The sequence below is a fragment of the Paenibacillus sp. JNU01 genome, from assembly GCF_059130585.1.
In genome coordinates this window covers 5,092,280-5,108,348 of the sequence record NZ_CP169723.1, presented here as the reverse complement: position 1 = coordinate 5,108,348, position 16,069 = coordinate 5,092,280, and the positions used below count along the sequence as shown (strand labels likewise).

General features: G+C 45.8%; 13 protein-coding genes. 5 read left to right on the top strand and 8 right to left on the bottom strand.

What is annotated here, in order from left to right:
- Positions 1-122: 122 nt before the first annotated feature.
- Positions 123-881 carry an SDR family oxidoreductase gene (locus NLBNIHML_RS22215; protein WP_278296680.1) on the bottom strand — a complete coding sequence of 253 codons (759 nt, stop codon included), beginning with the start codon at positions 879-881 and terminating at the stop codon, positions 123-125.
- A gap of 420 nt (positions 882-1,301) precedes the next feature.
- Between NLBNIHML_RS22215 and NLBNIHML_RS22210 the strand changes: the two genes are divergently transcribed.
- Together NLBNIHML_RS22210 and NLBNIHML_RS22205 are read left to right on the top strand one after the other, a co-directional pair.
- Positions 1,302-1,901 (top strand): TetR/AcrR family transcriptional regulator, encoded by a 600-nt coding sequence (locus tag NLBNIHML_RS22210; protein ID WP_494352779.1) that lies wholly within the window; start codon positions 1,302-1,304, stop codon positions 1,899-1,901.
- 117 nt (positions 1,902-2,018) lie between these two features.
- Entirely contained in the window at positions 2,019-2,642 is a 624-nt protein-coding gene (locus NLBNIHML_RS22205) for a hypothetical protein (protein WP_494352778.1), read from the top strand.
- A 123-nt stretch (positions 2,643-2,765) separates the two neighbouring features.
- Here NLBNIHML_RS22205 and NLBNIHML_RS22200 read toward each other — a convergent pair whose 3' ends face one another.
- The 5 genes from NLBNIHML_RS22200 to NLBNIHML_RS22180 form a co-directional block, all read right to left on the bottom strand.
- Positions 2,766-3,905 (bottom strand): toxic anion resistance protein, encoded by a 1,140-nt coding sequence (locus NLBNIHML_RS22200; protein ID WP_017690481.1) that lies wholly within the window; start codon positions 3,903-3,905, stop codon positions 2,766-2,768.
- 19 nt (positions 3,906-3,924) lie between these two features.
- Entirely contained in the window at positions 3,925-5,613 is a 1,689-nt protein-coding gene (locus NLBNIHML_RS22195) for a vWA domain-containing protein (RefSeq protein WP_339239839.1), read from the bottom strand.
- A gap of 12 nt (positions 5,614-5,625) precedes the next feature.
- Complete coding sequence (locus tag NLBNIHML_RS22190; RefSeq protein ID WP_342573271.1) at positions 5,626-6,357, bottom strand: hypothetical protein; 732 nt, start codon at positions 6,355-6,357, stop codon at positions 5,626-5,628.
- A gap of 719 nt (positions 6,358-7,076) precedes the next feature.
- On the bottom strand, positions 7,077-7,643 hold the full coding sequence (locus tag NLBNIHML_RS22185) for a Uma2 family endonuclease (protein ID WP_339239834.1): 567 nt from the start codon (positions 7,641-7,643) through the stop codon (positions 7,077-7,079).
- 83 nt (positions 7,644-7,726) lie between these two features.
- On the bottom strand, positions 7,727-10,048 hold the full coding sequence (locus NLBNIHML_RS22180) for a beta-L-arabinofuranosidase domain-containing protein (RefSeq protein ID WP_494352777.1): 2,322 nt from the start codon (positions 10,046-10,048) through the stop codon (positions 7,727-7,729).
- Positions 10,049-10,249: 201 nt separating this feature from the next.
- On the opposite strand from NLBNIHML_RS22180, the gene NLBNIHML_RS22175 reads away from it, so the two are divergent.
- Positions 10,250-11,014, top strand: coding sequence for a helix-turn-helix transcriptional regulator (locus NLBNIHML_RS22175; protein WP_494352776.1), 765 nt, complete (start codon positions 10,250-10,252; stop codon positions 11,012-11,014).
- 129 nt (positions 11,015-11,143) lie between these two features.
- The gene (locus NLBNIHML_RS22170) at positions 11,144-11,656 is read left to right on the top strand and encodes a GNAT family N-acetyltransferase (protein WP_339259019.1); all 513 of its coding nucleotides are present in this window, start codon (positions 11,144-11,146) and stop codon (positions 11,654-11,656) included.
- A gap of 200 nt (positions 11,657-11,856) precedes the next feature.
- Here NLBNIHML_RS22170 and NLBNIHML_RS22165 read toward each other — a convergent pair whose 3' ends face one another.
- Positions 11,857-12,900 (bottom strand): 2,3-butanediol dehydrogenase, encoded by a 1,044-nt coding sequence (locus NLBNIHML_RS22165; RefSeq protein ID WP_339259017.1) that lies wholly within the window; start codon positions 12,898-12,900, stop codon positions 11,857-11,859.
- Positions 12,901-13,016: 116 nt separating this feature from the next.
- On the opposite strand from NLBNIHML_RS22165, the gene NLBNIHML_RS22160 reads away from it, so the two are divergent.
- On the top strand, positions 13,017-13,928 hold the full coding sequence (locus NLBNIHML_RS22160) for a LysR family transcriptional regulator (RefSeq protein WP_339259015.1): 912 nt from the start codon (positions 13,017-13,019) through the stop codon (positions 13,926-13,928).
- Positions 13,929-14,105: 177 nt separating this feature from the next.
- On the opposite strand, the gene NLBNIHML_RS22155 is transcribed toward NLBNIHML_RS22160, so the two are convergent.
- A complete protein-coding gene (locus tag NLBNIHML_RS22155) occupies positions 14,106-15,860 on the bottom strand; it encodes a methyl-accepting chemotaxis protein (RefSeq protein ID WP_339239825.1) in 1,755 nt (584 codons plus the stop codon).
- Positions 15,861-16,069 lie beyond the last annotated feature (209 nt).

Here is a 16,069-nt window from a genome sequence, read left to right as displayed (position 1 = left end):
GGGATATGGCGCTGTGATCCACCGTTCTCGGAGTAACACAAAAAAGAAGCCGCATATGGTTATGCGGCTTCCTGACTGTTCGCACTATTTCGGTACTCCATGCTCGACTGCGCTTGAATGGATTAATAGGAACTCCAACCTGCATCAGCTGTAACGACGGTTCCGTTCACGAAGCTGGACTCGTCCGACCCAAGGAACAAGGCCACCTTGGCGATCTCTTCACTCGTCCCGATGCGTGGGTTGATTGCCATGCCCAGCTGTTGCCGTCCTGCACCGTATGGGCTAATGCCAGTCATGGATGCGCTGATGTTGGTTGCCACGGCACCTGGGGCGATCGCATTACAACGAATGCCTTGCTCAGCATACATATACCCTGTATTTTTGGTGAAACCCACGACCGCATGTTTGGAGGCCGTATAGGCTGCTCCTGCACGTCCGCCGTGCAATCCACCTGCCGAAGCAATGTTCACGATGACGCCTTTTTGTTTTTCCAGGAAGATCGGCAATACTTTCCGTGTTGTCCGCATCACACTGGTTGTGTTCACAGCGAACAATCTCTCCCACTTCTCATCCGTTATATCCGCTGCAGGCTCCATGCCATCCATAATGCCCGCATTGTTAATCAGAATATCTACTGTACCGTATGTGCTCACCGTCGTATCAATCAGATTCTGCACATCTTCTTCTTTGGCTACATTGGCCAGAACCACAATCGCTTCCCCGCCCTGTGCCTTAATATCATTCACAACCGCCTGTGCGGATTCCTCGTTAATATCCGATACGACTACTTTTGCACCCTCTTGGGCGTATAACGTCGCGATCGCTTTCCCCATACCTGAACCAGCACCTGTAACAACTGCCACTTTATCTTGAAGTTTCATTCCATGTATCCTCCTTTGTGTATTCGTTTACAATAAGTTAACAAACAAATGTTCATTAACTCTTATCCTTAGTATAATAAGTCATAGCAATTCACTTCAATCAGTAAAAGCTTGTCCAGTTGTACGTTAAACAACACTACTAAGCCCAAATGTACTTTAACTATTTAGGTGAACTATATAAATTGAACTAAACATTTACACAAAACGGAGAGGACAGAAAGAATCTGAAGAAGCGGAGCGTTCGCCTACAAGCTTTCTGCAAGAAAGCTACATCGGAAGCATACGCTATCCCCGGATTTACCCCTTTATAAAAGGAATCAAAAAAATCTGGGGATAACAGCGATTGGAAGGTTGTTCTGTCATCGAAGTGGCCAGTGTAAATATTCTTTAGTTCAACTTATATAGAGAGGAGGAAAATAGATGTCTGAAACTCCAAATTCGATGGACCGAAGAATTAAAAAATCAAAAGCTGCGCTGAAGGATGCTCTCATCTATTTGATGCAAAAACATCCCTTTAAGGAAATATCGATTACGGATATTGTCGAGCGCGCTGATCTAAATCGAGGTACTTTTTACAGACATTATCAGTACAAAGAAGACCTGTTCAACGAAATCATCGATGATGTGATTCAGGATCTGGTGACTTCTTTTCGCAAACCCTATCAAGGGTTGAAAGAGTTCGAGGTCGGTCTGATGCCCTCTTCGGCCATCACCATATTTGAACATGTGCACCAGCATGCACAATTCTACACACTGGTTGTACAGTCCGAGGCTTCGTCCAACTTTCAACGCATGATCTGTGATGTTCTTCGCGATCTCTCCTTACAGGATCTGAACCATATCTTCCCGCAGCACATTAACCATGAACTGTTGGCAAGTTACCAGTCTCATGCGATATTCGGCATGATCATGGAGTGGATCAGACAGGATTTCAAGCATAGCCCCGTCTACATGGCCGAGGAATTATTCAAGATCATTCATTACAGACCTGACAATGTCGTGTTAAAAGATGATTATTGAGGGGGATTTTGAAAAAAAGCGGCAACTCTATTTTTATGTAAATGTATTCCTGTAATTTCTGATAATGATATGTTAGGTTATCCAGTGGAATACAACCAAAGGAGGATGACAATACATTTGAAGAAGTCGTGGATTATATCATTGATTACCAGTTTTGTTTTGCTTGGAGGAGTTCTTTTCTCTCCAGCCGCTTCTGCTGATGCTGCCAAAGTAGCAACCTCTACATATTCAGATTCAGATCAGAATTATAGTGAAAACGAAGATAATTTGAACAAAGAACTTATGGACGAATTAGAATTAGATGATGCAGAACAGGAGCTCACTAAAGATCAAAAGGATTTCGAAGAATATCTCGAACAAATATCTCGCCTTGTACCTTATGAGAATAAAGCAATCGACACATTGGGTAGTGTGGGAGGTGAGGTGAGTTCAACCAATCGCAAGTCCATGTACCTCAAACTTACGAATACGGTGATCCCTAATTATACAAAAACGGTATCCATGTTAAAACAAATCAAACCTTCTAATCCTGAACTTAAGAAAATACATGCCTATTATGTCAAGGGAAGCTACCTTCAGCTGGAAGGATACTTGTTGTACAAACAAGCCGTTTCTAAAAACAAAGTAAATTCCAAGATACTGCAACAAGGTCGTGCCAAAGTACGTGCGGCTGGCGTTCTCCTCGACCAATACGAGCAACAGATATACCCTTATGCACGGAATATCGGGTATCTACATTAGTACCAATCTTCATAGAGAACCAAAAAGCGACCATTCCCCATGCTTAATGAGGAACGATCGCTTTTTCTAATTATACAAATGATAGCCAGCGAACAAGTGACATTGTATTTCTTTCTCTTCTGTTTACAGCCCTAGCTTCTGCCCCTTCTCCAAACGCTGAATCTGTTGCTCTCCAGTATCTGCAAGCTCACGGAACTGGTTAATCGTTTCACGCATTCTTGGCAGGGCTTCTTGCTTATACAGACTGATTGAATCGAGTGCTGACAATACATCGGTGAACGCCTGTTTCATCGTATCCACAGAAATGCTGGCTTCATATGCCTGCTTCTGAATGGCAATCCCCTGATCCTTGAGCATTTTGGATGTACCGGCAATCAGATCATTGGTTGTCTGGTTCAGCAATTCAATCTTCTGCAGAACAATCTTCTGATTATACAAAGCACTCGCTACCGTAACGGCAATTTTCAGTGCTGAGATCGTTACATTCTTGGCCCGGTCTACCCCTCGAATTAGCTCCTTGTTGTTACGGATGACCACTTCAATCGCCATGATGCCCTGCTGGTTCACGACTAGCATTTGTTGCAGGTCCATGACCCGCTGACGGAGTGGGAACAACACTTCCTCTGTAATAAAGCGGACTTTCTCTGGGTCCTCATTGCGGACCTTGGCGGCTTCAATCTGCGCGTCGATGGACTCATCCATGAGCACACCAAGCTGAATCTCCTTTTGCAGTCGTTTGGTGAGTTCTCTCAGGTTCTGTTGTTCGATCTCCAGGGTTGTATTATCGTTACGCAGGGTGGATCTGCCTTTATCCAAAGAGGTTACGATGTCAGCGATGACTGCGTCAGCCTTCTGGTATTTCAGGAAATAGGCGCGAAGCGGATTGAACAATTTCCCGAGGAAACCGGTCTTGGCAAAGTCGACCACGCTCGGGTCGAGATCCTTCAGTTGCATATGCAGCTCGGTCAAACCTTTGGCGACCTGACCGCCTTCGTCTCCCGTCTTGGACAGATGTCCAACGGAGACTTGAAGCAAGGCGTTTTTCTCGGAAGAGGATCTCATCGTGTTCATGCCAAAGCCGTCAATGGATTGCAGAATCTCTTTGCGCTTCTCCAGGGATTCGAGATCCAGTGTCATGATCATCTCTACGTTGGCATTCGCCACTTGTTGAAGCTCCGCGACCTCAGCGGGCACGGGTTTCACCTCTTCTTCAATCACCTTCTGAATTTCCTTTTGGCTTGGTATTTCCATTGAAAATGACATCTAAGTTCCCCCTTTAAATTTACATCTGTACGTTAAACAGGTTCCCGATCTTGTACACGACATCGTCGGTATCGGCATTGATGCTTGCCGCTTCGTTAATGCTGGAGATGCTCTCCAGAGCCTTAATGTCCGCGTTGTATCCAATCGTATAGATCGGCACTTGGTACGTCTCGACCAGATCCCGAATATCCTTCAGGGTATGACCTTCATTGGTCTCGCCATCACTCAGGACAAAAATTAACGGCTTCACGTTTGGATTAGCAACCATGTAATCTTCCAACATCTTCATCGCTACCACGATCCCGTCAAACGTCGCCGTCCCTCCGCCAGCTTGCAGACTATCCACTGTTCCGACAAACATGGACTGTTGGTTCGTATCATACTTGGCAATGGGCAGATTTACGGTTACCCCACTGGAGTATGAAACCAAGCCAATACTGTTGTCTGTACCCAGGTACTTCTGACCTTTGCGCAGGGACTCCTTCAGTCGGTTAAGCGGTTCGCCGTCCATGCTTCCGGATACATCCGTCACGAACACAGCGGCAATCGGTTTGCTACCGTTTTTCTTTTCTTTCCATACTTTCTGTGCAGACAACAACGTGCCGCCATCCACGGTGGCCAGTTCGGATTTGTAATCCTGCAACCCGTTGAAACCAAACTCTTCCGCTGATTGTTGATACTTCGCCTGGGTTACAAATTCCGCAAACTTTTGGATAATCTCCTGTTTGTTCTTCGGCAATTGTCCCAATGCATACAGCGGACTGTCATGTCTCACGCCAAAAGGTGTAAAGACGTAACCACTCTTCAGATCGGCAGTATTCACATATGTCTGGTATTCGAGTACAAAGGCATCCAGTCGGCCTGACTTGGCAGCTTCCCGCATCTGAATGGTTGTCGAGGCTGTAAACGGTACATTCGTCTGGAATTTCTCAAATCCCTCAATCGCCTTCTCGCCCAGCGGATTGGCGCTATCATACGTATTCAGAGCAGTCACCAGGAAGTTCAGTCCTGTGGAGCTGGCAAATGGATCGGTATATCCCATCGCGAGTTCATTGTTGGCAATCGCTTCGGTTACGGTTTTTACATTCACGGAGCCGTAAGTATCAACCAGTGCATCATACTTGGCTTTGGAAATGACAATACCAGGGACATTCCCAACCAATCGCTTGGAAACCATCTCTGTTTTCACCCCACTGGCCTCAACCATCTCGCCCCACAGTTCATTAGAAGGCGTGAATGCATCAGGTATATACTTGCCCGACTTGATATAATCGGTAGCCGTTCCGGAGGCAATGTTGCGGATTTTGACGGATACCTGTTTCCCGCCAACGGTAATTTTTGCTTTGTTGAATTCCTCGCCCACTTCAGTTAACCAGCCATCTACCCCGCTGCCTGACTTCTCTGTGGAAGAGAAGATTTCGACGTAATCATTCGTTGTATTCTCTACGGCAATTGCGAATTTGGAGATATCCGGCAGCGATTCTGCTACGTCGACCGGATCGAGATCAATCTGTCCTTTGACCGGTTCTGCCGTCGCTGGTGCAATGTTTGCGTACAGTTTGCCCAGTTCCTTACCTGCATTCTCTGTGCTCACCTGTGTGGTCGACTTGCCAAAGTTCGATGTTAATGTTATTCCTGCATAGACCAGACCGAATACGAGTACCAGCATTACAATCGATATGAAAAAAAACTTTCCCTTCTTGGCCATACGAGCAACCCCTCACTGTCTGTATAATTTGGTGTGCTTGATTAACTGATCAATCTCCTGCATACAAGGCATCTGTTCAATATCTCCTGCTTCAAAGCTGTCGAGGCGTGAAATCTCAAGTAACAACTGATCCAGCTTGAGCAAAATTTCCTCATTGGTGTGTAATGCATTCTTCACATAAGACAAATAATCGTTGTATACCTTGGTTTTTTCCTGAAAAAGTTTCTGGGGAAGGTTTGAGGATTTGGATTTCATCATGTTGGCATAGTCTGCTTCATCGAATACATTCAACCGATTCAGTACACTGCGGATATTCAGGTATAACAGCTTCTCCACTTCCATCGTGACTGATGCGAATTTTTTGTAGCTTAGTTCCCCCGGATCAAACCGCTGATGAAGCACATTCAGGAGTGTTTCTTTCTTCTTTTTCATCCGGCTAAGTTGAGACAGCCCCAGCGTAATATCTTCTTCGAGGACTTTGATACGTCTATAAAAAGATAAAGCTTCCACATAATCTTCATGTGTTTCGATATGCTTCACGGGCAGAACCACCGGCTGTCTGAACAGCATGGTGTAACTGCCATATAAGAGTGCCATTGCACTGCCGAACAACAGGGTAACGGATAGCGAAGTTGTGAATGCACCCTCCCCGAAATTCAGCCCGATAAAGCCGGGTGAGAATGCCAGAACATTCACAGCAACAACAACGAGGATTAATCCCATGAATTGTATGTACTTAATCATGTTCAATCATCCGACCTCCTTTCATGTTATATATTGAAGCTATATGTCGTTATTTTCCTGTTCCACTTTTTCTATTGTACATGATGTTAACGCTCTCAGGTGGATAACATTGGATATTGGGATACTCATAATATACGTGGTTTGGGCTTATCCCATTTCATATTTTCAGGGACAACGTGGAACTCGGCAGGAAATGTTGTGGTCAATCCATACAAAGTGAGTTTTACAAGACAGCAGATTGTGGATAAGAAATGTTATCAGGTAATACGTGGAAAATGGCTATGCGTGTCATTTTTTATATAAGACTTGTCTGAAAAATAAGCAATGCAAAACAGGGGTCACAAGAACACTCACACAACATGTTAGAACTACAAACACTACTGATGCATAAAAAAAGACGAAACGGAGATCATCCGATTTCGCCTCTTATGCGTTGTTTCTTCGTTTAAGGTTGGGTGCTCTATAGCTAACGAACTGAGGTAACGTTATTGGGTGCATGTCAGCTCATTTGAAAATGCAACGAACCTGAGACACGTTATATTCGTGTATTAGGTGTAAAAACGTTGTTTATCGCCTATTTCAGATGAAATAGCGTCGCTGAGATTCGTTACATTTTCCACCTCATCCAATTTGCTCAATTAAGGCGTGTAGGGTTCGTTAGCATTAGAAAACGGCTACCCTATTGCTTCCTCTGTAGCGGACAGCGTTGACGCTTCGCATTACCTTAGCTTGAACAACGAATCCAGCGGAATGTGCAATTCAGGATACAAGACAGATATCATCGTTTCCTGCTCAGTATACAGATGACGGGTCTGATAACTGCCATCCTCCAACGTGTACACATGGACGGTTTGATTCCCGGGGTCAACAATCCAGTATTCGTTCACGCCGTATTTCTGATACAAGTTAAATTTTTCATTAAAATCCTTTAGCGCAGTCGAAGGCGATAACACCTCGATAATTAAAGAAGGTGCACCGTGACAGCCATTCTTAGATATCTGGTCTTTGGAGCAAACCACCGATAAATCGGGCTGTACAACTTGATCTGGCAGGTCATATTGTTCATTTTCGCTAAAATACACATCAAAAGGGGCAACAAACACGAAACATTTCCGATTCTGAAAAAAAGTCCGCAAAGAGAAGTGCAGCTCACCCACAATAAACTGGTGCAATGAAGTGGGTGCTGGAGACATATTAAAAGCTTTGCCATTAATTAATTCCCATGCCCCCTCCCAAGTTAACCAATCCTGAAAGTTATAAGTACCTTTATTATCGGGTTTTGCCACACTTCCAACCTCCTCTTCCCAACTAACCGTAATTTATTATCATTATAACATTGTGTTTGCGCCTTTTCACACCATGCCTCTTATCATGCAAAGAGTGATGTCGGTTTGCTTCGCGTGGTGCGTACCTCAACAACTTTCCCGGCACAGCCATTGTCGCCCTCCGCCTGGAACATGACCTTAACGCTGTCTTTACCTGATGTAACGGACTCAGGAATATTATAGGTCACATAGAATACGTCGCCGATTTTGTTCATATGAATTCGCTGCTCTCCAATGCGTGTGCCATCCACGGTGATGGTGAATTGTCTCTCATACAACACACCTTCCCGTTCAAATGTGGAATAATCTCCACCCCAATAGGCCACACATAGATAATTGGTTGCGGCGCGATCCACCGCCAGTTGGTAGCTGAAGTAAGCTCCACTGATGCCAAAAGCCTCTCGCCACATATGCAACTTCTTACGGCCATCTGTGGTTGAACCGTTGTAATGCTCCCCACGGCAGTTGCTATCCAGTTGATGTCCAATCTCATCCTGTTGACCATCCGCCTGAACCCTGTCGATCGTGATATCGTTCAACTCTTTTTCGAGCGCATCACCTTCATCGTTAAACGGCCAATACACAGTATAAAATTCATGATGCACATCATAGAACGGAATAAGCTTCACGGCTTCGCCCGTGGAAGTGACATCTTTGCTAAGTTCAAATGTTAACGTGTCTGCATCTACGACCTTGATCCACTCTTGTACATCCTCCTGCTCCGTCCAGATCACAGGTACAGGTGCGGTCTTGGGATTCAATGCTGTTTCGTCCACAATTGTGTCCTCTGGAAGACCCTCGCTTCCCAGTGCACCGGCGAGCACAATCGGGCCGTACAGAAAGGCTACTTTGTGCGCATCATCCCGGGCAGTGTACTGGCGAAGCGACATCGGCAGGGTGATTGTGATGACATCGCCCGCAGACCATGTGCGGTCGATGGACAGATAGCCGGGTTCCATCCGTGTATACGGATGTTCCGTATCCCCGTTAACTGTTGCCGTCATTGGCTGTTGCAGCCATGAGGGCACGCGTAATCTTAGATGGGCCGAGGCGCTGCCTTCGGTGATCGTCAGGGTCACCTTTTCCGAATAAGGAAAGTCGGTTTCAAGCTTCAGGGATATTCCCTGAGCGATCCAGTCCAGCTGGGAAGCGATATACAGGTTGACGTAAAGGTCTTGCTCGTCTTCGAAATAGATCGCCTCGGCATATTTGCCCGGGTTCTCCATGCCTGATCCTGTGCAGCACCACCAGGCGGTATCGCGAGTACCGTAGATTTTGTAGTGCCCTTGCAGTGTTGAGGCAAAATACGTTTTGTTCCCCGTATCGGGGTCCTGCGTGCCGAGGATGTGATTATAGATGGCGTTTTCATAATAGTCCATGTAGGCGCTATCGTGATTCCAGACGAAGAGTTGTTTGGTCAAATGCATCATGTTGTGGGTACAACAGCTCTCTCCTGTTTTGATGCCAAGACTCTCCATGCCCTTCGCTTCGTAATGCTCCGAAATGCTCGTCGCGCCAAATACGTAAGAACGATGATGCACTGTCGTGTTCCAGAAAAATTCTGCCGCTGTCTTATAACTCTCATGGCTATGGTCCTGATTGTAGATTTCGGCAGCACCGATCACTTTGGGAATCTGAGTATTGGCGTGTCTGCCTTGAAGATCGTCCTGCTTCTGCTCCAAAGGTCTCAGGATCAATTGATGGGTAAACTTATTGGCAATCTCAAGGTATAAGGCCTTGCCCGTGATCCCATACAAATGTGCAAATACTTCATTCATGCCCCCGTGTTCACTTAGAAGCATCGTCTGCATCTGTTCTTCTGTCATCGGGAGTAAACCTTCTACCGCCCAGTCTGCAAATCGAGTAACCACCTCAAGTGCCTGTCCGTTACCAGTGAGTTTATACGCATCAATCAGACCGCGATAGATTTTGTGCACACTGTACCAGGGAACCCAGTATTCACCGATATTGAATCCACCGATATTCTCTGCTCGAAAAGCCATGTGGAAAGGTTCTTCGGACAAACCACCGATATACCCGCTCCCCGTGGTCTCTTGGATTCTCGCCAGTTCGGTGACAGCATAATCCAGTCTTTCTTTTAACGTCATATTCCCGGTTGCCTGATACGTAACAGCCAGGGCAGACAGATAATGTCCAAGGGAATGTCCGCTGATGGTACGTGCCTCCCAACCCGCGTAGCGTTCTTTTCGGGCAGGTAAACCATGAGCCTCGAAGCATGGAGCTAGGAACCGATCCATATCCAGCGATAACAGGTAACGCTCTCCCACCTCTTGTGATGTTTGGAACACACCATGTAACAGCTCTACATGTTCCGGTCCCAGAAATCCTTTTTTCGTATCAATCATGACACTCACTCCTTCACGGTATGTACTAGACAGATATGCACTTGTATTTTCATTGATACATCTAGAGGGGTAAAATCCGTGTTCCGTTCCATATGTCCTATACTCAACAATCCACCCCACTGCTTGAATATCCCCATGTTATCAAATAAAATGTAATAACATCAGACTCATAATCTTAGAAAAGGTGGATAAATCCGTCCTATGCAAAAGCCACTGGAACATTACCTTTGCGGCAAGTTCATATCCGACGGCAACTGGAGCCACATGAGACGCAGCATGCCTGTCCATGAGATCATTTTGATGCTGGAAGGTGAGATGTACATCGCGGAGGACGACGAAAAGTACGTAGTTCGTGCCAACGATCTCTTGTTTCTGCGCGCGGGTCGCACCCACTATGGCTATCAGGTCAGCGACACACCCGTCAGCTTCTACTGGGTTCACTATGATACCATCCAGCCAGAATTCAACCAATTCAGGACACATGCCACCATCCAGGTACCTTCCATGGCCAATCAGTTATTCAAGCAGCTGCTGCATGTGTCATCCTTCTCACCGGAGGAAGCCGACGCTGCACTACTATTGTTGTTCAGAGAACTGGAGCGTAATATAGAGGCCGATTATCGCCCGCACAATGCGATTGTGGACCATATCTGCAAGTGGGTCGATATTCATCTGCATACAAACATTACGGTGAGTCAGATTGCAGAGAATTTTAATTTTAACAAAGACTATATCTCCAAAATGGTGAAACGCGAGAAAGGTACCGGGCTCAAAACCTATATCCTCACCGAACGTATTCGCCGGGCGAAACAACTGCTGCTCAATACCAATGCCAGTGTAAAAGAAATCGCCGGACAGTGCGGATTCTCCGATTACAAGCTGTTCCTGCGCATGTTCAAACAATACGAAGGCAATACGCCAACCGAATATCGCAATCATCTGTATTCCACACAGCTCAATCGCTGATATGCTTTGACCTATAGAAATGACTGAGTGAACTATAGAAAATTTGAATGAATCGGATGGAATCCGTTATGGTAAAATGCAAGAAAACTCTATATCATACTTAACCCATAAGAGAAGAGGAATTAAAAGATGACAACGGCTGCCGTTACGATTCATCCCGCCACAGAAACGGACCATCCAGAGATTGTAGATATCCTTATTGCAAGTTATGCCGAGTATCGGGAGACTTTTGAGCAAAATGAACGCTGGGAGGCCTACTTAAAAGACATTAGAGAGTCCGTGGTTAATCCGTACCTGACACAATTATGGATCGCCAAGATTGATGATCAGATTGTCGGTACAGTCCAATTGTTCGAAACAGCGCGCAAGGCTTATCCAGACTTTGAATTGCCAATCGATTATCCGTTTATTCGGCTGTTAGGTGTTGATCCAAAATGGAGAGGTCATGGGATCGCCAGAGCATTGCTCCAGCAGTGTGTGGAATCTGCCAAAGACATGGGCAAAAATACGGTGTATTTATATACGGGCGGTCAGATGGTGAATGCCATCCGTTTATATGAGCGTTTTGGATTCTATGAGGATAAGGAATTCAGCTCCGAGAGTAGCGGGGGTAAGGCGATTTGCTACCGCTATGATTCCTAGTTTTGGGTATTAGCTTAACGAACCGCGATCAGCGGAATTGATTCATAATGAGTAGCTAGTGAAAGCTCACTGTTCTACTTGAATAAAGCGAAAAAGACCATTCATGCGGATGAACGGCCTTTTTCGCGATCTAAAATTTATACTTCAATTACGTTGATATGAAAATCTATCCTTGTTAGTGAGAAGTTAGCGAAAAGTCTTTAGCCGCCGATCTCCACCAAAATCTTCGCATGGCTCTTGTCGCTCATCAACAGCTCCAGCCCTTCCTCTACGATGTCGTCCAGTTTAATTTTTTTGGTGATGACCTGTTTCACATCAAGCGACCCTTCCGCAATCAATGAGATTACTTCAGGGAAAATGTGACGATAGGCCAGCGTTGCTGTCAGATTCGCTTCCTTCACCAGAAGATCGAAGAAGTTCACTTGGAGCGGATTTGGAATCGCCGCGATCACAACAACTTCTCCACCTTTTTTGACAACCGCAACGGCACTGTCCATGGTTGGTTGCACTCCCGCTGCTTCATAAGCCACATCGATGCCACCCGATTGTTGCAAAATCACTTCGGTTGCATTAACTTTGGCACTATTCACCGGAACAGCTCCCAGCTTGGCTGCCAAGTCCAAACGTTCCTCAAATACATCGACTGCATAGATTTCAGAAGCGCCTGCTGCTTTGGCAGACAGAATGGTCAATAATCCAATTGGACCGGCTCCGTACACGGCTACCTTATTCCCCACTTTCAATTTGCTGTGTCGAACCGCATGAAATGCTACTGCCGTAGGCTCTACGAGGGCACCTTCTTCGAAGGTTACGTTATCCGGGATGGGATGTACCATATAGGATTCAACAACAACATACTCCGCAAAACCACCATCACCATTCAGTCCAACGAATCCAAATTGAGTACACTGGTTATAACGCCCCTGGATACAGTATTCGCATTTTCCACAGTGGTACAATGGCTCTACCACAACTCGCTGCCCCACACTGATACCGCTTACATTACTACCCAATTCACTCACGGTTCCTGCAAATTCATGACCCAATGTGAGCGGTGCTTTCTGTCCTGAGAGCGGATGATTCTCGCCTTCTTGAATGCCCACACCATGATGATAAGCATGCAAGTCACTGCCGCAGATCCCCGCATATTCCACTTTGATTTTGACTTGTCCTGCTTGAGCAACCGGAACCTCGCGATCTTCAACACGCACATCTTTATGGGCATACCATACTGCTGCTTTCATGAAGTTCATCCCCTTTATATGATTGTCTATATATTATATCGCTGTTCATGTATTATTCATATTTATAGATACTAATGTTAACATTAGTTGTATTAATGCTAAACGGAGATGAACTCATGAATCTGGAACAGCTCGAATATGTCGTTGAAATTGCGAAAACCCAATCCTTCTCCGCCGCCTCGGAGCATCTGCATGTCACACAATCGGCGATCAGCCAATCGGTTCATCGTCTGGAGAAAGAAATGGGGATCATCCTGTTCGAACGCTCGCGGCAGGGAACTCATCCCACGCCCGAAGGCAAACAATTCATAGCCAAGGCACTGGACATTTTACAGCGGATTGATGAATTGAAATCTCTGAACGCAGAAGCCTCCTCTCTTAGCGGTGAGCTTCATGTGGCTACTTTTCCAAGTGTCATGCCCTATCTTGTCCAGTCTGCTGCAGATATGAAGCGTGAGCACCCGCAACTTAACATCTCCATTGAAGAGAAAGGGTCCATGGAAATTATCGAGGATATTCGGAATAACAAAACCCATCTGGGCTTTATCGCGATCTATGCCAAGCAATTGCGGGAATTCGATGGACTTCACTTCAGTCCCATGTACTCGGGCAAGCTGGTAATTGGTACTCATCACCTGTCTGAACTTGCCAAGCACAGCCGTGTTTCACCAGATCAATTAAAAGAACACAAGCTTGCACTCTATCGAGATGGTTTCATCGAAGACTTTCTCAGGGAATTCACCTATGATCATGGATACCTGTCCATTTTGTTCAAAACAAATAATTCAGAAGCCATCAACATGGTGTTACGAAACGATATTGCTGCCACGATTGGTCACGACTTTTCCTTTTACCAAAATCCATTATGGAAGGAAGGTCTGGTGAAGATGGTAGAGATCGCTGGAATCGATCAACCCAAAATGCAAATTGGCTTCGTGCAGACGGAATCCAAAGAGGCCGCCGTAGCCGCAGAACGATTCGCCCGACGCTTCAGACAGGCGATAGAGCTGGATCATCTATCAAAGTGATATGAAAAACAAAAAGTGCTCTACGCCTCTGAAGGAAGTTTGGGATACACACCAACTTCTCCAGGAACGGAGCACTTTTTTATGCCTTACATCGTTACACTGGCTATACAACAGACCAGGTTTTTTTCTGCTGCCTCTTACGTTAACTATGGCTACAGCATACTCCAACTACAAAAACTATACTTTTACTTTACGCACAGCTTCGCTCATCTCGTTGGTCTGCTGCTCCAGCATGGTGGAAGTCTGCGCCACCCTGTTGAACATGGCCGACTGTTCACGCATCAAGCGATAGATTTCATCCGAATGATCCGAGACCCCGGCTGAGATTTGCGAGATCGTATTGACGGAGGCTGCGGCCTCTTCCGATCCTGCCGAGATTTCCTCTGCCGCAGCGGAGACTTCTTGAATGCGATGAGTCACCAGTTGGAACGCATCAACCACATGGGCGAAAGCTTGCTCCGCCTCTGCGGTAATCGTAACACCTTGTCCAATCTCCTGCGCGGTAACCCCCATCTGTGAGCCAATCTGCTGTGATTCTTGTTGAATGCGAAGCAGCAAGTCGGAGATCCGTTCCATAGATGTGCTTGAGGCCTCAGCCAGCTTGCGAACTTCATCCGCCACAACCGCAAAACCTTTGCCATGTTCTCCTGCATGAGCTGCCTCAATGGATGCATTAAGTGCAAGCAGCTTCGTCTGACTCGCAAAATCACGAACCGTGTGCAGGGCACCACCAATCTCCTGGGAATAGTTGTTCAGCACCTGAACCATCGTTACAACTTCACCTGAGACATGTGAGATGCTTTCCATCTGTGTTTTCATCAATGTCATGCTCTGTTTACCGGACTCTGCTGTAGCAAGCGCACTTGTTGCTGCATCCGATACGATCATGGAGGATTCGGAAATGTCCGTTATGCCTTTGGCAATCTCCTCCATCGCATTCGCACTATCGCTTGCGCCCTGCTTCTGCGTATGCGCCCCTTGCCTGATCTGTTCGACTGACTGATCAACCGTCTTGCTCATCTCAATCATCTCTTCGGTACTGCGATTAAATTCCTTCGTTGATTCCGATAAAATATTGGTGGTTACTGCCACGCCTTCAACCATGTTACTCACGATCTTGTTCAAGTTGCCGGACATATGTATCATTGCTTGATATGTGGTTCCAATCTCATCTTTGCTTTTCAGACGATAAGACGTCAAAATTTGGTTGGCTTCTGCAAGCTCACCCTGCGCCATTTTTTCCACACTCGCCTTCAGCGGTTGAAGTGGTCGCAGCCCCCTTACGATAAACGTCATGACAACGGCAATACCTATAAGGGTAATTAGTAGCAATAAGGCATAGAAGGGAATACTGGATTTCATGATATCCGATTCAATGTTTCCGATCACCGATACCGCCGTATCGATACCAATTACACCTGTTACAGTGCCATTACTATCGAGCATAGGAGCGTAAGAGGAAATATAGTTGCCATAATCCTCATTATTAATAATTGAAGAACTGGCTGGTTGCCCCTGCAACAGCTTCTGGACAGCCTCCTGAGGGACATCCGTGACTTCATTAATCGGTGAAGCTTTATCCGCATCCTTCATACCGTCCACCATAATAAGTGGGGTACCTTTGTCATCTATTTTGACGAAATAGACATACATTGCACCAATCCTTACACGAAAATCATCCAGTTCATCACGAATCTTCAAGAATGCGTCATTCTCTTTGGGATCCTTGGCAAACTCGGCATAAGATGCTGTATCCAGCTGATTCACATAACTCTGAGCAATTTGGATATTGTAACTCGAAATGGCCTCCTGTGCAGCCAGTTTCATATTGGCCACCTGTAACAGCATGCTGCCAACAGCTATAATCGTCATGGCCAGTGTAACGACTGCAACAATGCGTACAACCAAACGTTTTCTAAAAAAACCGATCATCCGCTCCTCTTCCTCTCCCGTGAACCCAAGCCTTTTTGACTAGACGCTACCCAAAAAACGCATGCTTGAAGCACTAAGTATGGGAAAATAGTAAACGAATATGTCGAATTAGGCAAGAAAATATTGGGTTGAAATAAAAACGCTATCATGGTTGTGGTAGCTTTGGTCGATGGAACTGCATTTAGGCTTAAATGAGTTATGTTTATTCA